Origin of the sequence: Haloplanus salinarum (assembly GCF_024498175.1) — an archaeon.
GTDB classification, from domain to species: Archaea; Halobacteriota; Halobacteria; order Halobacteriales; family Haloferacaceae; genus Haloplanus; species Haloplanus salinarum.
Map to the genome: position 1 here is coordinate 2,179,283 of NZ_CP101823.1, position 21,537 is coordinate 2,200,819.

At 58.4% G+C, this 21,537-nt stretch carries 24 protein-coding genes and 3 pseudogenes; 7 read left to right on the forward strand and 20 right to left on the reverse strand.

Features of this window, described 5'->3' with window-relative positions:
• The first annotated feature begins 104 nt into the window (after positions 1–104).
• Positions 105–761 carry a helix-turn-helix domain-containing protein gene (locus NO364_RS11270; protein ID WP_157687997.1) on the forward strand — a complete coding sequence of 219 codons (657 nt, stop codon included), beginning with the start codon at positions 105–107 and terminating at the stop codon, positions 759–761.
• Between the two features lie 122 nt (positions 762–883).
• Positions 884–1,925, forward strand: a pseudogene (locus NO364_RS11275) (alpha/beta fold hydrolase).
• A gap of 297 nt (positions 1,926–2,222) precedes the next feature.
• On the opposite strand, the pseudogene NO364_RS18390 reads toward NO364_RS11275, so the two are convergent.
• From NO364_RS18390 to NO364_RS11355, 15 genes and pseudogenes are all read right to left on the reverse strand, one after another.
• Positions 2,223–3,898: pseudogene (locus tag NO364_RS18390) on the reverse strand (transposase).
• A gap of 80 nt (positions 3,899–3,978) precedes the next feature.
• A complete protein-coding gene (locus tag NO364_RS11290) occupies positions 3,979–4,782 on the reverse strand; it encodes an energy-coupling factor ABC transporter ATP-binding protein (protein WP_343218001.1) in 804 nt (267 codons plus the stop codon).
• Positions 4,783–4,850: 68 nt separating this feature from the next.
• Complete coding sequence (locus NO364_RS11295; protein ID WP_257627555.1) at positions 4,851–5,663, reverse strand: energy-coupling factor transporter transmembrane component T family protein; 813 nt, start codon at positions 5,661–5,663, stop codon at positions 4,851–4,853.
• 2 nt (positions 5,664–5,665) lie between these two features.
• The gene (locus NO364_RS11300) at positions 5,666–5,989 is read right to left on the reverse strand and encodes a cobalamin transport operon protein (RefSeq protein WP_257627556.1); all 324 of its coding nucleotides are present in this window, start codon (positions 5,987–5,989) and stop codon (positions 5,666–5,668) included.
• Entirely contained in the window at positions 5,989–6,669 is a 681-nt protein-coding gene (locus tag NO364_RS11305) for an energy-coupling factor ABC transporter permease (protein ID WP_257627557.1), read from the reverse strand. The genes NO364_RS11300 and NO364_RS11305 overlap by 1 nt, the downstream gene beginning before the upstream one ends.
• A gap of 138 nt (positions 6,670–6,807) precedes the next feature.
• On the reverse strand, positions 6,808–7,218 hold the full coding sequence (locus NO364_RS11310; RefSeq protein ID WP_251330255.1) for a CopG family ribbon-helix-helix protein: 411 nt from the start codon (positions 7,216–7,218) through the stop codon (positions 6,808–6,810).
• 98 nt (positions 7,219–7,316) lie between these two features.
• Positions 7,317–8,105: an ABC transporter ATP-binding protein gene (locus tag NO364_RS11315; RefSeq protein ID WP_257627558.1), complete on the reverse strand. Its 789-nt coding sequence runs from the start codon at positions 8,103–8,105 to the stop codon at positions 7,317–7,319.
• The gene (locus NO364_RS11320) at positions 8,096–8,938 is read right to left on the reverse strand and encodes an ABC transporter permease (protein ID WP_257627559.1); all 843 of its coding nucleotides are present in this window, start codon (positions 8,936–8,938) and stop codon (positions 8,096–8,098) included. Before NO364_RS11320 ends, NO364_RS11315 begins: the two co-directional genes overlap by 10 nt.
• The gene (locus NO364_RS11325; RefSeq protein ID WP_257627560.1) at positions 8,935–9,963 is read right to left on the reverse strand and encodes an ABC transporter substrate-binding protein; all 1,029 of its coding nucleotides are present in this window, start codon (positions 9,961–9,963) and stop codon (positions 8,935–8,937) included. The genes NO364_RS11320 and NO364_RS11325 overlap by 4 nt, the downstream gene beginning before the upstream one ends.
• Positions 9,964–10,187: 224 nt before the next feature.
• The gene (locus NO364_RS11330) at positions 10,188–10,616 is read right to left on the reverse strand and encodes a CopG family ribbon-helix-helix protein (RefSeq protein ID WP_251330251.1); all 429 of its coding nucleotides are present in this window, start codon (positions 10,614–10,616) and stop codon (positions 10,188–10,190) included.
• A gap of 293 nt (positions 10,617–10,909) precedes the next feature.
• Entirely contained in the window at positions 10,910–11,260 is a 351-nt protein-coding gene (locus NO364_RS11335; RefSeq protein ID WP_257627561.1) for a type II toxin-antitoxin system PemK/MazF family toxin, read from the reverse strand.
• Positions 11,257–11,628, reverse strand: coding sequence for a MarR family transcriptional regulator (locus NO364_RS11340; RefSeq protein WP_257627562.1), 372 nt, complete (start codon positions 11,626–11,628; stop codon positions 11,257–11,259). The genes NO364_RS11335 and NO364_RS11340 overlap by 4 nt, the downstream gene beginning before the upstream one ends.
• A gap of 375 nt (positions 11,629–12,003) precedes the next feature.
• A pseudogene (locus NO364_RS11345) lies at positions 12,004–13,715 on the reverse strand (transposase).
• A gap of 95 nt (positions 13,716–13,810) precedes the next feature.
• On the reverse strand, positions 13,811–14,485 hold the full coding sequence (locus tag NO364_RS11350) for a hypothetical protein (protein ID WP_257627563.1): 675 nt from the start codon (positions 14,483–14,485) through the stop codon (positions 13,811–13,813).
• Between the two features lie 204 nt (positions 14,486–14,689).
• On the reverse strand, positions 14,690–15,412 hold the full coding sequence (locus NO364_RS11355) for a hypothetical protein (protein WP_257627564.1): 723 nt from the start codon (positions 15,410–15,412) through the stop codon (positions 14,690–14,692).
• A 304-nt stretch (positions 15,413–15,716) separates the two neighbouring features.
• Between NO364_RS11355 and NO364_RS11360 the strand changes: the two genes are divergently transcribed.
• The 4 genes from NO364_RS11360 to NO364_RS11375 are packed head-to-tail and all read left to right on the forward strand — an operon-like array spanning position 15,717 to position 17,725.
• Complete coding sequence (locus NO364_RS11360; protein ID WP_257627565.1) at positions 15,717–16,037, forward strand: hypothetical protein; 321 nt, start codon at positions 15,717–15,719, stop codon at positions 16,035–16,037.
• A gap of 5 nt (positions 16,038–16,042) precedes the next feature.
• The gene (locus NO364_RS11365) at positions 16,043–16,912 is read left to right on the forward strand and encodes an FAD:protein FMN transferase (RefSeq protein ID WP_257627566.1); all 870 of its coding nucleotides are present in this window, start codon (positions 16,043–16,045) and stop codon (positions 16,910–16,912) included.
• Complete coding sequence (locus tag NO364_RS11370; RefSeq protein ID WP_220599877.1) at positions 16,896–17,183, forward strand: thrombospondin type 3 repeat-containing protein; 288 nt, start codon at positions 16,896–16,898, stop codon at positions 17,181–17,183. The genes NO364_RS11365 and NO364_RS11370 overlap by 17 nt, the downstream gene beginning before the upstream one ends.
• Complete coding sequence (locus tag NO364_RS11375) at positions 17,183–17,725, forward strand: ferric reductase-like transmembrane domain-containing protein (protein ID WP_257627567.1); 543 nt, start codon at positions 17,183–17,185, stop codon at positions 17,723–17,725. Before NO364_RS11370 ends, NO364_RS11375 begins: the two co-directional genes overlap by 1 nt.
• Here the strand turns inward: NO364_RS11375 and NO364_RS11380 are convergent.
• Both NO364_RS11380 and NO364_RS11385 read right to left on the reverse strand, forming a co-directional pair.
• Positions 17,722–18,243, reverse strand: coding sequence for a winged helix-turn-helix transcriptional regulator (locus NO364_RS11380; RefSeq protein ID WP_257627568.1), 522 nt, complete (start codon positions 18,241–18,243; stop codon positions 17,722–17,724). The genes NO364_RS11375 and NO364_RS11380 overlap by 4 nt on opposite strands.
• 3 nt (positions 18,244–18,246) lie before the next feature.
• Complete coding sequence (locus NO364_RS11385; RefSeq protein ID WP_236044526.1) at positions 18,247–18,423, reverse strand: hypothetical protein; 177 nt, start codon at positions 18,421–18,423, stop codon at positions 18,247–18,249.
• A 298-nt stretch (positions 18,424–18,721) separates the two neighbouring features.
• Between NO364_RS11385 and NO364_RS11390 the strand changes: the two genes are divergently transcribed.
• Complete coding sequence (locus NO364_RS11390) at positions 18,722–18,883, forward strand: DUF7838 family putative zinc beta-ribbon protein (RefSeq protein ID WP_199243674.1); 162 nt, start codon at positions 18,722–18,724, stop codon at positions 18,881–18,883.
• Between the two features lie 6 nt (positions 18,884–18,889).
• Here the strand turns inward: NO364_RS11390 and gcvH are convergent, their stop codons facing one another.
• The 3 genes from gcvH to NO364_RS11405 all read right to left on the reverse strand — a co-directional run bounded on the left by gcvH (position 18,890) and on the right by NO364_RS11405 (position 21,275).
• The gene (gcvH, locus tag NO364_RS11395; RefSeq protein WP_157690694.1) at positions 18,890–19,273 is read right to left on the reverse strand and encodes a glycine cleavage system protein GcvH; all 384 of its coding nucleotides are present in this window, start codon (positions 19,271–19,273) and stop codon (positions 18,890–18,892) included.
• A complete protein-coding gene (gene gcvT, locus NO364_RS11400; RefSeq protein ID WP_157690693.1) occupies positions 19,270–20,361 on the reverse strand; it encodes a glycine cleavage system aminomethyltransferase GcvT in 1,092 nt (363 codons plus the stop codon). Before gcvT ends, gcvH begins: the two co-directional genes overlap by 4 nt.
• A 116-nt stretch (positions 20,362–20,477) precedes the next feature.
• Positions 20,478–21,275 (reverse strand): TrmB family transcriptional regulator, encoded by a 798-nt coding sequence (locus tag NO364_RS11405; RefSeq protein ID WP_257627569.1) that lies wholly within the window; start codon positions 21,273–21,275, stop codon positions 20,478–20,480.
• Positions 21,276–21,537: the final 262 nt, after the last annotated feature.

Sequence of the window (21,537 nt, forward strand, 5' to 3'; positions counted from 1 at the left end):
CTGTCAGTTCTCAGTATAGTTCCGTAGCCACGCTGCCTCACTAGTGGTGTGATTTAAACCTAGATCAGCGAGGTATTTTATTGCGCGCAGTTTTGGCTGACGCTATGCGATACCTCACCGCGTTAGTCAAACCAGATGGAGGGGCAGCATTCCATCCACTCGGAGAGGAACTGACGGATGACCCGTCGATCAGGCGGCGGGCTATCCATCATCTTGAGCTTCTTGAAGATGATACTGTCCTCCTGTTTGCCGAGGCAAGCGGCAGTAAGGAACGGTACAAACAGATTATGGAGGATTCATCGTATGTCCTCAGTTATCTTACTGCGGGCGAAGATCGGTGGATGGCTGTGAGCCAATTCGAACCGACAGAAGCGGTTCACCGATCCCTTAAACTGCAACAGGAATCGCTGCTGGTGATCGAGACTCCGATTCATTTCACGTCTGAGAATCATCTTAAAGTCACCTACCTTGGAACTGACGAAACGTTCAGTAAATTATACGAATACGCCGAGGAGATGGATCAACTCACGTTCGAAGTCCTTGGGATGGGTGATTATGAGTCCGACAAATCATCGCTCAATAGGATGATTACACCGAGGCAGGAAGAAGTGCTTGAGGCAGCCGTTGATTTAGGATATTATCGTGAACCCCGCCAAGCGTCGCTCGAAGACATCAGCGAGATTGTTGGGATTTCTCCCGGAACAGTCGGTGAGCACCTTCGGAAAGCTGAAGAACGCGTGTTCAGCGAACTCGTTCACTAATCGTAGCGTCGGTGAGATCCTCACCGTACAGTAGACAGAAGCTTCGGGATATATAAGCAGCCACACCCATGCGGCAGTCCTCGTATTCAGCTTTGTCGCGTATTTCCCTCCACGGGAACACGATGTCTACGACGAAACCCAGACCCATAACCACAGAGGCGGTTACAAAGACTGATGCATCGTTGTTCAGTGGGCACGATGTCGAATCGACCTATCGTAACATCAACGGCGTGCAGTTACACGTCGTCACTGCCGGTGATTCCGACGCACCTCTATAGTAGCGATTGAAACTGTTTGCACAGCCGACCGTACGCAGTACTGCGATCGGCTGTGTAATGACTTTCAATCGCTACTATAGTTGTCCTTCTGCACGGACATCCCGATTTCTGGTACGGCTGGCGTGATCAGATCCATCCGCTCGTTGAGGCCGGCTTTCGTGTGGTTGTTCCGGATCAGCGAGGCTGTAATCTGAGCGACGCACCTGATGAGGTTGATGCCTATCGACAATCGAAATTAGTCGCTGACGTGCGCGAATTGATTCACAGCGAGGGACGCGACTCGGCCCACGTAGTCGGACACGATTTCGGCGGGTTCGTCGCTTGGAACGTGGCACTCCGCCATCCATCTGTCGTTGACCATCTTTCAATTCTAAACGTACCACATCCAACGGTGTATCGAGAGACCTTACGGTCTAGCCTCGAACAAATCGTCCGGAGCTGGTACGTCTGGTTCTATCAGGTACCGAAGCTCCCCGAGTGGATGCTGCGTCGGAACGATATGGCCAATATGGTTGACTCGCTTGAAATAACTTCGAACAAAGGAACATTCGACGAAGAAACGATTAACCGCTACAAGGCGGCTTGGCAGCATTCAGGCATTGAGCCGAGGATTAACTGGTATCGTGGATTCCGTCGGTCGGAACGCTCATCACGCGACACCGTTACCCAGCCGATGCTGATTTGTTGGGGAGAAGATGACATCGCACTTCGTCCCTCGATGGCCGAAAAAAGCCTTGACTACTGTGAAGACGGTCAGTTAGAGATGTTTCCTGACGCATCACATTGGGTACATCATGAGCGTGAAGAGGTTACTGATGCGCTAGTCCGTCATCTCACGGGGAACAACAGACTCGAATCAACCGAGTCGGTGAAACCGCACTATTAGTCTCCGACGGGAGCGACATTCGCTCTGTTGGCGAAGTCGTTCTCGATCACAAAGCAATTTGAGATCCGTATGCATTGAAACTACCAGCCTCCACTTTGGTTATCCTGTGAGGTTGAGACTACAGCGGGATTAGCAGGGCTGTGATGCGTGGTTTCGGCCGAATCGATGAGCAGAAACTGGTTCAGATCGCTTTCTGAACGGCCGTTATTGTTGGATGGTCAATTTATTCGGGGTGTTTCCGAGACCGCGGATAGTGTAGCCACTCAGACGCCGCTTTACCACGGGTAAAGACCCTCGCTATCCGATTCCAGTTCCCTTCTTCAACAGCGTAAGAGTGTTGTCGGCCGTCACGATCGGCGAATGGTCATATTCACCGGTCAAATCGACCTGTACCAGCAAATCGACCGCTCGCCAGATAGAGTACAGCAGACAGGCAAAGGCGAAGTAGAAGAATCGAAGTCCGAAATCCTTCGACGTCGTCGCCGCCATGAATCGCTTTATCGACTTGTAGCCGCTCTCGATCTCCCATCGGTAGCCATACTCGGTGAGGTGACCACTCCCGCAATTCGACATGAACACCGAATACTGCCGGTGATCGTCGTGCTCTGAGTCCTCTTTCCGCCGGTAGATCAGCGTCGTCTCGTGCCATTCGTTCTTGCCGAGGTGGAGCTTCCGGTCGGTCTCGTAGCGGTCTTGGTGCCGTTGGAACAACCGCTTGGCCTGGGCTTTCTCGCTGGTCTGCATCCGCTTGGGAACGACGTAGGAGTGCCCGCGCTGGCTGATCATCTCCAGGACATGCTGACTATCGAACTCCCGGTCCATCAGCACGTTATCGACGTGAACGAGGTCCTCAGCCGAATCGAGCAAGTCCTCGACGATTTCTAGTCGTGTCTCTCCCTTTCGGACGGGGCGCGCGTCCAGCACAATCGGGACGGCATTCCCGACCAACTGCACCGTCGCCCACTGGTAGGCGTACTCGTCGGTCTTCTCTTTCGTCCCGATGATTTCGTCTTCGTGGCCCGTTCTATCGCCTGTGAAGGGGTCAGCTTCGGTAATGTTGATCGCGACGATCCCGGCGCGGAAGAACTCCTTCGTCCCCCCGACCTCGTCGATGAGTTGCCGGACCGCCTGTCGGTACATCTCACGAATCTGCTCGATAGGGAGATCACGAATCTGGTCGCGATGCCCGTGTCCGAGTGGTGTTCGATCACGCGTCGACTCGTGGATGAAGCTCCGAGCGCCCTCGTTGGCGGCCAAGTTCTCACGGAGCCCTAAGTAGGTCTGTAAGCCCCAGTAAGCGTTCTCGGAAATTTCACAGCCCTCGCACGATCGAGCGAGAAAGCGGGGAACACGACGCGACTGACGTGGTCAGTGATCCTCCCTGCCTTGTCGAGGAGGGCCTGATCGTCAGAGTCCGATCCGGTAGCGTGGGGGCCTCGATCCGGGAGGTTCCGTTCTGGTTCGCGTGGTACGGCGACATCCGCGTTTTGTGCTTTGATCAGGATCGTTCGAGTTGCTTTCTGGACCGTCTCGCGGATATCTCGCGTGAAGCGCTCGTTCCAGCTGCGCCATAATGTCGACTGATCGGGCACCATCTCCAACTCTAGGCGTTCGCAGAGTGCGGGATGGCTATCGAGGTAGTTGAGGGGTTCTTTTTCGTGCTCCCATCCGTAGAGTTCTTTCAGCACGAACACGCGAAAGAGAGTGTCCATCTCGTAGCGTGTCGACCTTCCACAACAGTCGTGAGCCTCGAATCTGAAGGAGGCTAGCGGGAGTACGCAGACGAACTTCTCAACGGAGTTGTGGCTCTCGTGGTCAAACCACGCCTCTGAGACTGTCCGCATATCTGATTCCAGTCCAGCGAGCGACGTTCGATCGTACAGCGGTGTCGAATTATATACCGGTCACTCAACATTGGACCGACGCGAAATTTTCCGGAAAACAGTACGATGAGACAACTCATTTACTCCCATGAGAATTGGTGGAGTAGGCATGCCGCAACGCGCCGGTCTCGATCCGCCGAGGAAGTGGCGCGAGATACCGAGGGAGGCGCTCAGTCGTGTCCGCGCCCATCTGGAGAGGGTGTCTGTGTGGGTCCCAGGGTGTCGGCTTCTGTGAGGAGCGCCACCAGATCCGCTTCCGTCACTGGCTGTGCGGTCGTCCCCAGCCCTGCATCGCGAGCCACACGGACCGCACTCGGCGGGTGAAGGTTCGCGTCCGACAACAGCGCGTCGTCGTAGAACACCGCTTTGGGCGTTCCGCTTCCGACGACGTTGCCGTCGGCCATCACGCAGACTCGGTCTGCGACTTCAGCGGCAAATTCGAGGTCGTGCGTCGACAGGACGACGCTGATACCGTCCTCGTGAATCTGCTTGATCCGGTCGGCGACCAGTTGGGACCGCTCGGGGTCGAGCCCTGCGAGCGGTTCGTCCAGCACGACCACGCTCGGTTCGAGGACGAGCACGCCGGCGAGGCCGACGAGGCGTTTCTCGCCACCGCTCAGATAGTGAGGAATCCGGTCTTCGAGGTGGCCCGCGTCGACAGTCGCGAGCGCCTCACGAGCGCGTTCTCTCGCTTCGTCACCGGGGACGCCGTAGTTCTGGAGGCCGAACATCACGTCATCGAGGACCGTGGGCGCGACGAGTTGCGTATCGGCGTCCTGGAAGACGAACCCGACTTCCCGCCGCGCGTGTGCCTTGTTGTCTTCGGTGATCGGCGTGCCGTCGACGACGAGTTCGCCGTCGTCGGGAACGAGCGTCGCGTTCAGGTGTTCGAGGAGCGTCGACTTCCCGGCACCGTTGCCACCGACTAAGGCGACGACTTCGTCGGGGTACACCGAGAAGTCGACGTCGTGCATGCCGACCGTCCCGTCTGGGTAGGTGTGGGCCTCACACTGAAGATCGACGAGCGGTGAATCGTCTCGACTCACAGTCTCACCCCGTAGACCGCGACCGCTGCGTAGCCGACGACAGCGACGTACGACCCGATCACGACGAACAGTTCGTGGACCGGCGGTCGCGAGACGTCGCCGTACAGCGTGATGTCGCCGTTGTAGCCACGGGCTTCCATCGACTTGACGAGTCGTTCTGACTGTTCGATCGCCGACAACATCGTCATGCCGAGGATTCTCGCGTACAGCCGTTTGTTCGACCAGAACTCCGAGAAGTTCGCACCACGGGAGAGTGCGGCTTTCACGAGGTCCTCGAGCGTCTCGATCATGACGAACGTGAACCGATAGGTGAGCAACGCGATCTGGTCGATTGGCCGCGGGAGTAGTCGCCCGAGCATGTACGCGACGTCCGTGTATTTGGTCGTCATCGACGCCGTCAGCGCAAACGTGACGACCGTGAGTGATCGACAGCTGAGCTCCCCGAAGAGCACGAGCCCTGCCCACGTGACAGAAAGTTCACCGAGCGGTGTCGAGAGCGCGCCACCGATCGGTGTCCCCGGTTCGAGGAACGCCAGCGGCCCGGCGACCGAGACGATGAACAGCATCGGGAGCGTGTACCAGCCGGCCAACCGTCGGTATGGCAGTCCTGCGAGTCCGTAGACCACCAGTACGGCTCCGTACAGTCCGGCCAAGAGCGCAAGGCGGTTGAACACCGTGACGGCGAGGACGAGTGCACCGACGACGCCGACCTTCGTCCATGGGTTGACGCGGTGTAACGGTCCGTCTCGCCGTTCGGCGAACGCCGTGATGAGCCGCGGATCGGGAACGTGGTTCGAGAGTGTCGTCACGGTTACCGAGCCGGGCGTTCTCCGTCCTCGAAGCCACCGTAGCGGTCGACGTAGACGTACAATCCGATACCGAGGACAACCAGTACGAGGACGATCGCGCCGAATTCGAGCATCATTCCGCCCTTCCGAATGGGGCCGGCCACCACGATGCCGCGGCCGAAGTCGACGAGCGCGCCGCCACTCTCTTGGACACCACGCTGAAGTGCCTGTGCGGAGCGTTTGGCCCACGGCAGTGCGCCGCCGGTTGCGGTGAAGCCCCAGTAACCAGCGGCGAGAAAGGCAGCGAAGAGGCCGGCAAGGCCACCGTACTGCTTCCAGCGCTGCATCAGGTGGTCACCCCAGTCGGCTCCTCCTGGGTGTCACGGTCGGCAAGGCCGACGAGGTCGGGGCGGACGGAGGCGAGGAACTGAACGATGAAGCCCGTCAGGATACCCTCGATGACGGCGACGCCGAGGTTGAGTCCGACGAGACCGGCGACGGCAATCGTCAGATCACCGCGCGGCAGCGCGCTCCCGTTCACGCCGCTGATGACGATGATCGCCCCCATCAGGAACGCGCCTGCGGAAAGGCCGAGCGTCGCGGCACTGGCGCTGGCGGGGAAGACGTCCCAGTCCATTCCCATCAGGGTCTTGAACGCGTAGTAGGCGACGATAGCTTCGCTCGCGTTGACGAGCGTATTCGCGCCGATCAGACCGACCGCACCGTGCCCGAGCGCCGCCGAGAAGATGTTGACGACCAGCGCGATCAACGCACCGAGCAGCGGCCCGGCGAGAATCCCAACGAGGCCGGTGAGGTTCATGTGGATGCCACCCCAGACGGGGATATTCAGCTGGAAGATTGCGAAACTCGCTGCCGCACCGATGCCGGCGAGTGCGATCTGGTGGGTCTTGATGCCACCTTTCCGGACTCGGTAAACTACAGCACTGATCAGTCCGACGCCAAGCAGCGTCCAGAGTACCAGTGCCCATAGCGGGAACGAGCCTTCTCCGAGGTGAATGTGTGCCATCTCTGGTTTGCCAATTCTTGTTGCAATTATAATAAGGTTGCTGTACTGGATTAAGCAAGCTAACAATCATAGCGTAGAATGAGACAGTATATTGATAGAGAACGGAGTCGACTTTTGTCGGCGCGAATGATTTCGAACCTACTGCTCGCTGATCTGTGCGTTCATGGCATCGACGGGTAGGACCGTGTATTCGACTGAAACTGACTCGTCTGCTCCTCTAACGGTTCCGATGAAACGCAGGACATCGTCGTGCGCGGCTTCGATGACGAACGTCTCGACACAACCGGCGTTCCCTTCGAGGCAGTTGTGGGAATTCGACCGGATCGACGCTTCGAATTCGTGGCGGATATCCATCATCCGGCGTTCGATTTCCGGTTCGTCGTAGCCGAAGACAGCAGTAACTGTCGCCAATACCCGCCGACCCTCGTAGTCTGTCTCTTGGTACTCTTTGAGTAGTGACTGGCACGCTTCGCGGATGACCTCACTTCGTCCGGTGTAACCGTGTTCTTCCGCAAACGTATCGAGATCGTCTCGGAGTCGCTCCGTCATCGAGGAGCTCACGATGGGCATATATTAAAAATTGTCTCAAAGATAATAGTAATAGCAGTCTAGTAAACCGCTATTAATAACCTTGCTGTAAGAGCGTATCACTGGCTAGTGTCGACAGGACTTCCGAGCGTATTCCTAATTCGCGCGACGTGGTTCACGAAGTCACGAGAGGTCCGTTCACGTGGGCGTTCTAGGTCGATAGAGAACGTCGACTGCACGGTTCCCGGGTCGGCATCCATGACGACCACGCGATCAGCGAGGGTCACTGCCTCGTCGATGTCGTGGGTGACGAACACGACGGTCTGTCCGGTCTGCGTCCAGATATCGAGCAATTCGGCGTGCAAGCGGTCGCGCGTCCGAGCGTCGACACTACCGAACGGTTCGTCCATCAAGAGGATCTCCGGATCGGGGGCGAGCGCGCGGGCGATACCGACGCGCTGTTTCATGCCGCCGGACAGCTCTTTTGGGTACGCGTCCTCGAAGCCGTCGAGCCCCACCAAGTCGATCAACTCCCGGACTCGTCCCTCGCAGTCGGGACAGTCACAGGCGGGCCGGTCGAGGCCAAACCGGATATTCCCGCGGACGGTTCGCCACGGGAACAGCGCGTACTCCTGAAAGACCATTCCCCTGTCCAGCCCAGGATCGGTAACCGGGTCTCCACCGACCAGTATCGACCCACCATCCGGATCGTCAAGCCCGGCGATTGCTCGCAACAGCGTCGTCTTCCCACACCCCGAGGGACCGACGACACAGCAGAACTCCCCCTCCGCAACCGAAAACGAGACGTCTGCGAGCGCCTGCGTCGACTCGTATGACCGGCTGACGTTCTGGATGGTGATCTTCTCACGTGCGTCTCGACCGGTAGACGAGTCCGAACTCAGCGCCATGCGAGGACCCTCCGTTCGAGTAGTCGGAACCCGACGTCCATACAGAGGAACGCCAGGCTGATCAGGAACATGTAGGCGACGCTGGTTGCCATCGCGAGGTTGTTCGAGGCGTTGATGATCTCGTAGCCGACGCCTGGTGCGCCGAACAGTTCGGCGCCGACGACGATCATCCAGCAGCGACCAATGCTCGTCCGAAATCCGGTCAACACCTGGGGAGCGGCACTTGGGAGTGCAACGAGTTTCAGCATCGAGAGGTCGCGCTCCACGCCGAGCGTCGACGCCGCATCGGTCAGTTCGGTCGAAACGCCCTCCACGCCGCCGTAGGCGCCGTAGAAGTTGATCCAGAACGCGCCGACGAAGACGATGAACGCCGCGCCAGTGTGGTGGATGCCGAACCAGACGATGGCGAAGACGATCCACGCCAGCGGTGGGATCGGTCGCAGTACCCGGACGAGTGGTCGCAGCCAGTCGTCGAGCGCACCGTTCCAGCCCATCGCAAGGCCGAATCCAGCTCCACTGACGGCACCGAACAGGAGGCCGGGAACGTAATGTAACAGCGTCTGTGTGAGGTGTGCAATCCCGGTCGGAAGTGTTATTTCGGCACCGAATAGCGGAACGAGGAGCGCTGTCGACGTAGTAAACAGGTCGAGAAATGCTCGTGCCGACTCGACCGGCCCCGGTAACAGATACGACGGTTGTGTGGTCGCTGCACCGATCCACCACACCGTGAGGAATATACAGAGACCGCCGACGCCGCGAGCATACCTTCGCGTATCGATCCCGAGTCGTGGACGCTCAACGTCGCCGATGCCGGTAGTCGTGCGTGCCGTCATTCTCGAACGGACTCGTATGGCTCGAATGCGAACAATTCGTCTGATTCAACCGCTTCGTCGATGTTACCCACCTCCGCGACGTATTCCGACATCGTCTCGGTCTGGTCAACGATCTGTCGCGGGTCAGAAATGAAATCTGCCGCGCGAGACTGCATCGCGGCCTCAGCGAGTTCGACGCTCACCCCCGACCCGATGACCGACGCTGCGTGAGCGGCAGCCGTGTTCGGATTAGCGTTCACAAACTGAGTCGCTCGAATGTGCGCGTCAACGAGCGATTGAGCAACCTCTGTCGCCTCGAGTACCCGTTGGTTCACGAACAACCCGGTCATCGGATGCCCCGGAAATATGCTTCCAGACCATTCGAGTTCGGTGAATCTCTCGTCGCGTCCGATTATTGTCGCAAACGGTTCCATAATCATCGTCGCGTCGATATCGCCTGCTTGGATAGTCTGTACCGAGCGAGCCGGATTGATTTTCGACTTCGTTACAACTGTGTCGAAGTCCCCCACACCGAGATCCCGTTCGATCCAGTACCGAAGAACCACATCGGGGACGCTCCCGTCCGGGGGGGCCCCAAATCGCATCTTACGCCCGGATTCTGCCTCGAATTGCTCGAATGTATCCGAACCCACTTGCCCGTATAGATCTGCGATATCGGTAGTCGCCATCACTTTGAACGCGTTTCGCCCGTTTGCCGTGAGAACGGTTGCATTAGCTCCTCTATCGACGAGAACCATCGCAGGAGTGACTCCTCCAATAGCGACATCGATATCGCCGCTGGCGAACGCCTTCACCAAGCTCGGACCGTTGCTGAACCGTTCAACGGTGACATCGACAGATAGCTCGTCGTAGTAGCCCTCCTCCTGCATCACGAAGTGTTGCATGTTCGGGTAAATCGGGACGTACGCGACCGTGACGGAATCGAGTGATGCACCTCCCTGACCGAGACAGCCGGCGATTCCTGTCGCAGCAATCGCGGTTGCGCCTGCCTTCTGGAGTAGTCTTCGGCGCGAGATTTGAACCATCAGTATTGCTAACTCTAGAAGTATTCCTAATAATAGATGTGATTCCAACAAAATAGTTAATAGTTATAGAGGATAGAGTTCGCAGATGTTGCTAGAGTCGGCGTGAATTCAGCGAGAATCCCGCGAGCGACCGCAGGGAGCGAGTGGGATGTCGGCGAGCCTACTGACTGGAGCGAGTGGAACGAGCGGAATGAAGTAGGCTCGCCGGAAGGGGCAAAACAGTATCAGTTCATATCGGCCAGCGGGCCGAAGTCGTCGACGGGTAGCACTGAGTAGTCGATTGTGAGCGTGTCCTTCGTCGCTCGAATCTTCCCGACGAACGTCGAAATCTCTTCGAGCGACCCTTCGAGTACGAACAGTTCCATGCAATGATGGCCGCCGACGTGGCTATGGAAGTTCGAAGCGACGATGTCCTCGTGCTCGTGGCGGAGGTGCATCATCTTCTCCTCGACGCTCGTCGTTTCGTAATCGAAGACCACCGTGACGACACCCATCAAGTCTCGATCTTCGAGTTTCGTATCCTCGAACTCACCGAGGAGGTTCCGACTCGCCTCACGAAGTACTTCACTGCGACCAGTATAGCCGTGATCGTCCGCGAACTGGTCGATTCGGTTAAGCAACTCCTCCGGCATCGAGACGCTGACCACACTCATATAACAATGTAGGCAGCACGAAATATTAAGGATTATCATTTTCAGCTGCGGCATTACAGTGATTAGCGACTTGCTTTCTCACGATAGTGGCGGCACTCTAAGAGACGGTGGGTTGCTTCGAAATTGCGGAGTGTTGCTGAAACGAATTTCAGGGTTAGTCAGAAACTTGTGATGTATTTTGTTGGAATGAAAAAACAGAATACACGCATCAATACCACCCTCCGAGTTGTGGGGATTTGAGACTTCGTTCAGAAGAAGGTGTAACGCGCAGAGACGTGAGTGCTCGAAAGGAGCTACCGTAATTCTTTGACGAGAGCAGTGGTCGCGTTATCGACGATATCATCCGCCAGACGACCCTGCCAGAAATCGATGTCCTCGTGGCCGATCGATTGCACACCCCATGGAACGATCCGGCTCTCATCTGGCGTACCGCCACGAAGCCAACTCTCCTCGGGAATGTCGATGAGTCCATCCATCCATGATTTCGACGTCAGCGTGAGCGCGATATACTGCTCGCCGTGGAACGGACGCCCTTCGTGGTTCGAAAGAATGAGCCAAGGCCGAGCGTCCTCGTCACGTTTGAACGGGTCATCGCCGTAGACGACGTCGCCACGGTCGAAAATTGGTGGTTCTCCGTTGGTCACTGTTCATCCTCAACGCTCGGGTGTGACTCGCTGGGCGCGTGTTCGCGCCAAGATTCCTTGTCTTCTGTGCCGAGTTGCTCGTTGAACAGAGCAGTCGCCCGTTCGTAGCCGCTGTACCCCTCGAGTCGCTCGTCGTTGTCGGTGATCGCCCAGTACGTTGCCTTGTGTTCGACGAGATCACGATCCTTCAATCGTGAGAGAGCAGTGCTGACCGCGCCCTCGTCGATGCCAATCTGAGAGGCGATTTCGCGGGCCTTGAACGCCCGATCCTCGTTGGCGGCGAGAAATCCGAGGACTTGGTCAGGGACCGAAAGATCCGCGAGCTCGTCCTCGCTCGCGTTCTTGAATGTGTCTCGGTCGATGGACATGGTTGAAAGAAGGTACGTCATCCGCTGTGAAGAGTGTTAGGTGTGAAAGCTACGAAAATTGCTGAAGGCGAATCACTGTCCATCACGAAGGAGTTTGAGAACCGTATGCATTGAGACGATCAGTCTCATCTTCTGGGAGCACTGGTTCGCTATCGCGACATGCGATTTATCGAGGCGTTTCGGGTGGAAGTTGAGACTACAGTGGGTTTAGCAGGGCTGTGATGCGTGAATTTGACCGATTCGGTCAGCGGGTACTGCCCCAGATGGCCCTCCAAGCGGCTATTCTTGTCACCCATCCAACTATATGTGCAAATTTTCGAGACTTCCAGCAGCGTAGCCACTCAGACGGCACGCTAACCCGAACAGAGTTCCTCACTACCCGATTCCAGTTTCCTTCTTCAGCAGTGTCAGCGTATTATCTGCCGTCACGATTGGCGCATGTTCGTACTCCCCGGTCAATTCAACCTGGACGAGCAGATCAACTACCCGCCAGATCGAGTACAGCAAACACGCGAACGCGAAGTAGAAGAAGCGGAGTCCGAAGCCCTTCGATGTCGTCGCCGCCATGAACCGCTTGATCGACTTGTACCCACTCTCGATTTCCCACCTGTAGCCATACTCGGTGAGGTGGCCACTCCCTCGATTCGTCATGAACACCGAGTACTGTCGATGGTCGTCGTGCTCTGAGTCCTCTTTCCGCCGGTAGATCAGCGTCGTCTCGTGCCATTCGTTCTTGCCGAGGTGGAGCTTCCGGTCGGTCTCGTAGCGGTCTTGGTGCCGTTGGAACAACCGCTTGGCCTGGGCTTTCTCGCTGGTCTGCATCCGCTTGGGAACGACGTAGGAGTGCCCGCGCTGGCTGATCATCTCCAGGACATGCTGACTATCGAACTCCCGGTCCATCAGCACGTTATCGACGTGAACGAGGTCCTCAGCCGAATCGAGCAAGTCCTCGACGATTTCTAGTCGTGTCTCTCCCTTTCGGACGGGGCGCGCGTCCAGCACAATCGGGACGGCATTCCCGACCAACTGCACCGTCGCCCACTGGTAGGCGTACTCGTCGGTCTTCTCTTTCGTCCCGATGATTTCGTCTTCGTGGCCCGTTCTGTCGCCCGTAAAGGGGTCAGCTTCGGTAATGTCGATCGCGACGATTCCGGCTCGAAAGAACTGCTCTGTCTCGGCAACTTCGTTTAGGAGACGAGTGATGGCCTGCCGGTACATCTCTCGCACTTGGTCAATCGAGAGGTCCCGGATCTGTTCCCGATGGGCGTGCCCCAGCGGTGTCCGATCCCGAGTCGATTCGTAGACGAAACTGCGAGCCCCTTCGTTCGCAGCCAGCCGCTCGCGAAGTCCGAGATATGTCTGCAGGCCCAGTAGGCGTTCTCGTGTATCTCACACCCATCGCCCCGGTCCAGCGAGAACGCCGGAAAGACGACACGGCTGACGTGATCGCTGATCTTCGCTGCTTCTTCCAAAACAGTCTGGTCGTCCAGATCGGTCGCACTAGGCTCGTCGTTATGGTACTGGAGCTTCCGTTCCGGGTCACGAGGAATCGCAACACCGACATTCTGTGCGTTGATGAGAATCGTCCGAGCCGTTCTCTCGATTGTCTCACGGAGATCGGCGCTGAAGCGCTTGTTCCAACTGCGCCAGAGTGTCGACTGGTCGGGAACGGAACCGAACCCGAGCGAGCGACGGGTTTCAGAGTGCTGACGAAGATACTGGACGAGCGCGGTTTCGTGGCCCCAGCCGTACATTTCTTTCAGTAGGAACGCTCTGAAGAGCTGTGGCATCTCGTATCGAGTCGGGCCGGAGTACTGATCATGGGGACTGAACTCCACGTAGGACAGTGGATACTGACAGACGAACCCCTCGACCGAGTTGTGAGCGCTGTGTTCGAACCAGATTCCCGAGCCGGTCCGGATATCCTCTGTGAGCGCTGTCAGTGAACTTTGGTCGTACAGTGGCGTCGAGTCGTAGGCCGGCCAATCGACGTGTGGGCGTTGAGCGATTCGTCGAAAGACATCACGGCGGGAAGTATCACTCGGGACCACTAGAACTCCATACCCCTGACTCGTGTACGGACTCATCTCCATCGAAAGATGTGCGGCACTGTCCGAAACGGGCCAATTCCAACTTTGCCGTCATTCCTCTACTATCAGGCTGAGTCGACACCACGGGAAGGTCAACCACCGATTGCAGTGATAATGTGGAGGACGAGGACGATAGCAGTGACAACAGTCAGCAAGACGTGTACTTGTCGCCATCGTGAAAAGAGAGTCTCTTTGGTGACGGTCAGCACACGGCCAACGACTGACGGTGTCTCATCTCCTCGTCCAAGCCGGACGACGTGCCGATGTAGATATCGACCATACAGGCCACTCGCCACCTCTACACCGAGTAAGACAGCAACTGCGAGACCGAGGCCTTCCCACTCTTCGACAGCAATGAAGTGTGGCAGCGTTAGTGCCGTCCCGATAAGAACGACCCACTGGTGTGTTTGTAATTGATACCGACGGTACTGCACCGGCAGCAATCGCTTTCGCTTTGCAAGACTGTACCCAAGGACACCGAGGACGAGAAAGACAACGCCAGCTTCAACCACACCAATGTACGGGGCCTCACTCACTTCACCACCAAGGCCCCACCAATCTCCAATCAGACTCGCGCCTGTCTCATCTTCGTCCGAATCCTCTGCATCTTCACCTTCCTCTTCCTCACCATCCAATTCATCCACGTCCGCAACAGGAGGGAGTGACTGTTCTGTTGCGTCGAGATTTTTCACGACTATATGATCACCATCTACTGGTGATGCCCCCGCTTGAACAGTGCCGACTCCGCTAACGACCAGAATGAGCACAACGGCGAGGCCGACTTGCGATAATCGATTATACATATCCAGCTGTGGGTACGGTATCAAAAAGTGTGTTCGCGTCCAGTCATCGAATCGTATGCGTCCACACAGTATTCTGGCATAATACGAAGGGCTCAACGCAGGTGCCCGGGACTACTGTGCCTGCAGGCGGTTACTATACAATAGCGGATAGGTTTGATCCGGTATCAGCTAATCTTCGTCATCATCGTCGGAGTGGTCGTCGGAGTCATCATCGTCGGAGTGGTCGTCGGAGTCATCATCGTCGGAGTGGTCGTCGGAGTCATCATCGTCGGAGTGGTCGTCGGAGTCATCATCGTCGGAGTGGTCGTCGGAGTCATCATCGTCGGAGTGGTCGTCGGAGTCATCATCGTCGGAGTGGTCGTCGGAGTCAGAGTCTGAATCAGGATTGCCGGCGTCATCCTCATCAGAGCTTTCGTCACCTTCGTTCTCGTTGGAGCTGTCGTCAGAAACCGTATCCTCTGAATCCGAATTGTCGTCTGAGTCGGTTTCGTTGAGGTCGTCTGAGTCGGTTTCGTTGAGGTCGTCTGAGTCGGTTTCGTTGAGGTCGTCTGAGTCGGTTTCGTTGAGGTCGTCTGAGTCGGTTTCGTTGAGGTCGTCTGAGTCGGTTTCGTTGAGGTCGTCGATATTGATGGTCTCACTTGGGGTGTCGGCAGTCAAGCTATCGGATGCACTATCATCGGAAAAGAGCGCTCCGAGCGAATCAAATAGCGATAGTCCGCTAAGTGACTCTATCTCTATCTCACTCGTCCACGTAGTAGTACTGTTCGTATCTTGATCAGCATCTGCTGTTTGGTTTGCGGGCGCGGCGGTGACGGAACCAGTTGCTGCTGCGCCTGCGCTCAATATGAGCAGGGTAGCGAGGGCGATACTGGCTATCTTATTGCGTGGCATCACACCCACCTGGGTACCGTTTACAAAATAGCGTTCGCGTCCATCTATCGAATCGTCGTACAACCATCGAATCGTTTGCACGCACGGATTAGACAGAGCACTGATTGCACCAGATGCCTGGTAACCGAATGACATAGATTCTCAGAACTCACTTCACGTCCTGAACCGATTCGATAGCTGTACGAACATTCGATGGTTGGACGCGAACGCCTTACTACGGCTGTCTCAACCTTCTATCTGTAATGGCAGCACGTAACGACCGACACGTCGAAGATAGTGGTTCTGAACCGAGGGGTAGCTAATTATGCGCGTTCCCGTCCCGAAAAACAAACTCGTCGCCTTCACGCTCGTCGGTGCGCTCCTCACAGCTGGTGTCGCCGGGGCCCTCGCGCTGCCCGGTGGCGGCCTCGCGCAAGTTGGCGAGCAAACTGACTCATCCGGTTCAACGGCATCGGATGTAGCACAACAGGCCGCTTCGGATGCGCCGACGCCGAATCAGGAGTTCACCCCAGCAGTCCAGACACAGTCCGGATACGAGGACGAAGAACACGAGGAGTATGAAGAAGACGACGAGGATGAATACGAAGAGGAACACGAGGACGAAGAACACGAAGAGGACGAGTGACCGAGATGATGGGATCGCTCGCATCGGTCTACGAACGGTTTGGGGACACCTACCGCGAGTTCGAGTGTTGTGACACGACGTTTCAGATTCAGGCGACGGGCGTTCGGGCCGAGGGTGGGGCAACTGCGGCCCGAAAAACGGCTGAATCACTCGAAGCCCAGCTGAACGCCTTCGATGCGGCGAGTGCCGTCAGCCAGCTCAACCGTGAAGAAGAAGTCAGGAACGAACACGTTGCCCAAATCGTTCGCCGTGGAATCGAATACAACGACCGGACTGACGGGGTGTTCGATATTCATCAGGGCCGCGTCGAACACACCCTCAAAACATTCCTGCGCGGTGACAGCGAAACACCACCAACGGAGTTTGATACCGGAACTGTCCGAACCAGCGGGTCGCACGTCACGACCGACGTCGAACTCGACCTGAATGGCCTCGCCAAGGGATACATCGTGGATCGAACCGCCGAGACGCTCACGGGACTCAGCCGATGCGGGTTCGTCAGTGGTGGGGGGGATATGTCTCCACCGACGGGCCCGGTCGCCATCGAGAGCCCGTACGGTGACGACACACCGCTGAAGGTCCTCGACACGGACTGGTATGTCGCAACATCCGGCGGATACCGACGGTCGCGAAACGGCACTGACCACGTCTACGATCCGACCACCGAATCGCTCGGCTCTCGCCATGAATCGGTCACCGTCGTGGCGCACCGAGACTGTATGGAAGCCGACGCCCTGGCGACGACCCTCGCGGCACTCCCACTTGCCAAGGCACGCGAATTAGCATCGGAATGGGAGGGTCTAGAGGCGCTCATCATCCACGATGGCGTCTTCCATACGACAGATGGCTTTGAGACACATGTCTTGGACACATAAGCAACGAATCACTGTCGTGGCGATGGTCGTCTTAGTGGTGGCTGTCCCTGCTCTTTGGCAGATCGGAGACGTGCGTGCCGCCCAAGCGACCGAACAAAAACAAAGCGACCTCGTCGATCAGACCGTTTCGACGCGACAGGCCCCTGCCGATTACGATGGTGATGGTATCAACGACTCGGCGGATAAGTGTCCGACACGACCGGAAACGAAAAACGGGTTCCAGGACGCGGACGGCTGTCCCGATGTCGTCGAAACGACGGGGGCATCGTGATGTCACAGCTCGTCTGGCTCCTCGACCGAGGCGCCGCACTCGTGACGTATCCGGCGTTGTATCTGGCAGTTCTCACGGGGATCCTCTACAACACGGAGTCGTTTGGAATGCTCCACGAGGCCGCTCAACGAATCCATATCGAACTATCCGTGTTCGCGATGATCGTCACGTTGCTACACGCGGGACTCGGTGTGCTTGATGCGTGGTTCGTCGTCACCGGACAGGTTCCACCGCCGGCATACTCGATGCTGTACTTTCTCGGCGGCATCACCGTAGGTGCGGGGGCACTGCTTATGCTCGTCGTTGCGGTGCTTGGCTTTACTGACGCAAAACGCTTCCAACGCCCCTGGGGCCCACGCGTCGTCCACTCATTCGCATATGCTGGGTTCGCGTTCGGGACAATCCATGCTGCAGCGATCGGGACTGATCTGGCGGGACTCATCCGTCCGCTGCTGGGACCCTCAGTGGCATTTCTCGTATACGTACTCCTGTTGCGTCTGTTGGTGCTTCGAGGGATACCGTCGAACGCGACCCCGGGTTAGTAGCTGTCCCAGAGACCCAGAATTCGGTCGACGACTTTGTCAGTGAACGAGCGTTGGTGAACCGTGTAGAGGTATTTTACCCGATCAGGATTGCTGACCTCGTAGACGACGCTCCGGCCGTCGCGTTCTTTCGTGACGAGGTCAGCCTCGGCGAGCTTCGAAAGATGCCACGAGATGGTCGATTGCGCCTTGTCCAAGCGGTCGCCGAGTTCGGTTGTCGAGAGTGGACCGTCCGTGAGAAGATGTGCGAGGATGCGGCGACTGTATTCCCGGCGCAGCGCGTTCATCACTGTTCGATCGGCTTCGTCGAACTCGGCAGCCGGATAGTACCGCGTGTACTTGCCGTCGTCAGAGACGTCGATCAGGTCTTCATCGGCGAGCCACCTGAGCTGGTACTGGAGCGTCCCCTGCGCGTACTCGAGTTCGTCGAGGAGCGCGCGAAAGTGAATTCCAGGCGTATCGGCTATCCGCTGGTAGATTTCCCGCCGAGAGGCCAATTCGAGATCCGGGTCCGACATTGCTTAGTCCCGCGTCAAAGCGACGAAAAACGCCAGGAGGCCACCGAGGATCAGGATTGCACTCCCGTGTTCGAGTAATTCCAGCGTCGCGTACGGGAAGTACGGGAGCAGCGGGTACTCGAGAAACACGATGAGTCCGTAGACGGCGAACATCGCGTACCCGAGCGTAACGATCCACATACGACGATCACGTTCCCGCCGCCATGCGAGGAAGCTGAGTACACTCAGGCCTGTCGCGAGGACGAAGATGCCCAGACTGACATATTGTTCGAGGAGTTGAGCGAGTGGCATACGTTGTATCTGTACACACAGCCGGAGCGACGTACTCGGCGATCGATACAATTCAATCGAAGGGGGTAGCGGGGAAAACGATTGGCGTTCAACCGTCGAATCCAATCTTATGCATTGAGACGACCAGTCTCAACTTCTGGTTTCGGGAATCAGTATCTTCAACACGGCACGCCCCGGAGTCGGGGACATGAGCCTCGAGATGACCCGCGACTGCCCCGAGTGTGCGAACGACCGGTTCTGGCGGACCGCGAGCACGACGATGCATCTGGGGGAGAAGACGAAGTGGACCTGCACCGAGTGTGACTACAAGCTGATCCGGATCGACGGCATCGACAGCGCCGAGGCCTGATCGGCGCTATTCGACGTTGTCGCGGTACTCGTCGGCGGTCAACAGGTCGTCGAACTCGCTCTCGTCGCTCGGTTCGACCTCCAGCATCCAGCCGTCGCCGTAGGGATCCTGGTTGAGCAGTTCCGGCGCGTCGAACAGGTCCTCGTTGACGGCGGTCACCGTCCCCGACACGGGCGAGAGGAGGTCCGAGACGGCCTTGATGCTCTCGACGACGCCGAACTCCGCCTCGGCGGTCACCTCGCTGCCGACGTCGGGGAGTTCGACGAACACGACGTCGCCGAGTTCGTCCTGTGCGAAGTCGGTGATGCCGATGCGGACGGTGTCGCCGTCCGTCGTCGTCCACTCGTGCGATTCCAGATACCGCCGGTCGGTGGGTACGTCGAAGCTCATTTGTCGATGAATGGTGGGCTGACCACCTTTGCCTGCTTCGGTTCGCCCCGGACCACGACCCGAACGCGGGTTCCCGGGGGTGCCTCGTCGGCCGCGAGGTAGCCGAGGCCGATGGGTTCGCCGAGCGTGGGACTCATCGTGCCGCTGGTGAGGTGGCCGAGGTGGTCGCCGTCGGCGTCGACCACCTCGTACCCGTGTCGCGGGACGCCCCGTTCCAGCAACCGAACGCCCCGGAACCGCTCGTCGATCCCCTCGCGCTCGACGCGTTCGAGCGCGTCACGCCCCACGAACGACGTATCGAGGTCGACGGTCCAGGCGATGCCGGCCTCGTAGGGCGTCCGGGGCTCGTCCTCGGGGTCGAAGTCCTGACCCGAGAGGAGAAAGCCCATCTCCAGACGGAGGGTGTCGCGCGCGCCGAGCCCGCAGGGCTGGCAGTCGAACGCCGACCACACCGTCTCCACCTCGTCCCACGGACAGAGGAACTCGAAGCCATCCTCGCCGGTGTAGCCCGTCCGTGACGCGAGCGAGCGGACGCCCGCCACCTCCAAAAACGAGGCCTCGAACCGGTCGACGTCGCGGGTCGCGCCGTTCGTCGCGTCGGCGGCGAGGTTCGTCGCGTCCGGCCCCTGTAACGCCAGCATCGCCCACTCCTCGGTCGTGTTTCGCACCGTCGCGTCGAGGCCCCGCTCGTCGCGGTGATCGACCCACCGCTCGTACATCTCCTCGTCGTGCCCGGCGTTCGGGACGAACAGGTACCGGGGACCCGCGTCGTCGGGCAGCCGGAACACCACCGTGTCGTCGAGGATGATCCCGTCCGCGTCGGTGATGCAGGCGTACTGGGTGTCTCCCGGATCGAGTTCGGTCACGTCGTTGGTGGTCAACCGGTTCAGCAACGCCGTCGCGTCGGGACCGGACACCTCGATTTCGCCCATGTGCGAGACGTCGAACAGTCCGGCGGACTCCCGGACGGCCGCGTGTTCGGTACTGATGGAGTCGAACTCCACCGGCATCTCCCAGCCGCCGAATTCGGTGAACGAGGCACCCCGCGAGGCGTGTGTCTCCCGCAAGGGTGGCTTCCGTAGACCCATACCGACGCAACGACGCCTCGGATCCTAATGCTTTGGTCCGCTCGGGACTGCCCGGACGGTGGATAAATCCTATGTCGCGATAGCGAAGCGCGGTGCGGGGGCGAACACGGCGTGCGTCACTCGTGTGGGTCGTCGATGGACGCCAGCCCCTGTGCCATGAGTCGGCGGGCGATCACGACGAGGCCGTTGCCGAACCCCTCGCCGAAGATGGCCTGTTCCTCCCCGGAGTCGGGGACGATGGAACTCACCAGGATCGACGCCCGGTCGACGAGGAGGAGGCGACCGATCGCCGTCTCGTCGGTTCCCGCCCGCCGAAGCCACTCCAGTCCGGAGAGAAACGTCGTGGCGTCGGGGAGGGCCGTCGCGATCCGCTCCTGGAGCGGTTCGGTCAGCGCGCCGACCACGACGTCGACGTCGTCGTCGACCCCGTCGAGGGTGTCGACGAGGTCGTCGGTGAAAAGGGATTCGTCGCCGACGACGAGGACGACCTCGTCCGAGGCGTCGGCGATGAGGTCGTCGGCCCGGTTCTCGATAGCCTCCCGTCCGGACATCGCCCACACCTCCTGGATCGCCTTGCCGTCGTCCTCGTCGACGACTTCGATCGTCTCGAGGGCCGTGTGGAGGCGGTCGACGCGGTCCTCGTACCGGTCGCGGAGCGTCTCGGTCGCCTCGGCCAACGGGACCGCCCGGAACTGCTGTGGGCTGGAGTGCTGGATCTCGACGAGTCCCTGTGACTCCAGCACCCGGATCGCGTCGTACACTCGGGTTCGGGGTACCTCGGTCATCTCGCTCAACTGCTTCGCCGTCCCCGCACGGACCCGTGAGAGGCCGACGAAACACCGTGCTTCGTACTCCTTGAGCCCGAGTTGCTGGAGTACGTCGACCGCCCGTTCCAAGTCGTTTGTCGTGGTCATGTGTCCCAACCTCACGGGATGACCCCGTGATTCGCTACCCGATTCTCCGTCGGGCCGGATAGATGTTGTCACTAGCGGAGTGACGGACTCGAAAGGTAACGCCGTCGTTCGCCGTTCGTAACCCGATCTCTCAGATGACGTTTTTGTTGTGATTCGATCGGTTACAGTGTCGGCATCGCTCGTAAACAGCCGTTCCACGGATCGAGGAACTGGACCGCGATGTGACGCATTTGATCACAAAAGAGATATATCGGGAGAGTTC

Coding starts and splice junctions, on each gene's coding strand:
- NO364_RS11340 (WP_257627562.1), bottom strand. CDS start 11,628: ATGTCCATCGACCGAGACACATTCAAGAACGCGAGCGAGGACGAGCTC.
- NO364_RS11370 (WP_220599877.1), top strand. CDS start 16,896: ATGTCTTGGACACATAAGCAACGAATCACTGTCGTGGCGATGGTCGTC.
- NO364_RS11405 (WP_257627569.1), bottom strand. CDS start 21,275: ATGACCACGACAAACGACTTGGAACGGGCGGTCGACGTACTCCAGCAA.
- gcvT (WP_157690693.1), bottom strand. CDS start 20,361: ATGGGTCTACGGAAGCCACCCTTGCGGGAGACACACGCCTCGCGGGGT.
- NO364_RS11300 (WP_257627556.1), bottom strand. CDS start 5,989: ATGCAGCGCTGGAAGCAGTACGGTGGCCTTGCCGGCCTCTTCGCTGCC.
- NO364_RS11385 (WP_236044526.1), bottom strand. CDS start 18,423: ATGTGGATCGTTACGCTCGGGTACGCGATGTTCGCCGTCTACGGACTC.
- NO364_RS11315 (WP_257627558.1), bottom strand. CDS start 8,105: ATGGCGCTGAGTTCGGACTCGTCTACCGGTCGAGACGCACGTGAGAAG.
- NO364_RS11325 (WP_257627560.1), bottom strand. CDS start 9,963: ATGGTTCAAATCTCGCGCCGAAGACTACTCCAGAAGGCAGGCGCAACC.
- NO364_RS11380 (WP_257627568.1), bottom strand. CDS start 18,243: ATGTCGGACCCGGATCTCGAATTGGCCTCTCGGCGGGAAATCTACCAG.
- NO364_RS11390 (WP_199243674.1), top strand. CDS start 18,722: ATGAGCCTCGAGATGACCCGCGACTGCCCCGAGTGTGCGAACGACCGG.
- NO364_RS11375 (WP_257627567.1), top strand. CDS start 17,183: ATGTCACAGCTCGTCTGGCTCCTCGACCGAGGCGCCGCACTCGTGACG.
- NO364_RS11330 (WP_251330251.1), bottom strand. CDS start 10,616: ATGAGTGTGGTCAGCGTCTCGATGCCGGAGGAGTTGCTTAACCGAATC.
- NO364_RS11365 (WP_257627566.1), top strand. CDS start 16,043: ATGATGGGATCGCTCGCATCGGTCTACGAACGGTTTGGGGACACCTAC.
- NO364_RS11305 (WP_257627557.1), bottom strand. CDS start 6,669: ATGGCACACATTCACCTCGGAGAAGGCTCGTTCCCGCTATGGGCACTG.
- gcvH (WP_157690694.1), bottom strand. CDS start 19,273: ATGAGCTTCGACGTACCCACCGACCGGCGGTATCTGGAATCGCACGAG.
- NO364_RS11310 (WP_251330255.1), bottom strand. CDS start 7,218: ATGACGGAGCGACTCCGAGACGATCTCGATACGTTTGCGGAAGAACAC.
- NO364_RS11270 (WP_157687997.1), top strand. CDS start 105: ATGCGATACCTCACCGCGTTAGTCAAACCAGATGGAGGGGCAGCATTC.
- NO364_RS11320 (WP_257627559.1), bottom strand. CDS start 8,938: ATGACGGCACGCACGACTACCGGCATCGGCGACGTTGAGCGTCCACGA.
- NO364_RS11360 (WP_257627565.1), top strand. CDS start 15,717: ATGCGCGTTCCCGTCCCGAAAAACAAACTCGTCGCCTTCACGCTCGTC.
- NO364_RS11290 (WP_343218001.1), bottom strand. CDS start 4,782: ATGCACGACGTCGACTTCTCGGTGTACCCCGACGAAGTCGTCGCCTTA.
- NO364_RS11355 (WP_257627564.1), bottom strand. CDS start 15,412: ATGCCACGCAATAAGATAGCCAGTATCGCCCTCGCTACCCTGCTCATA.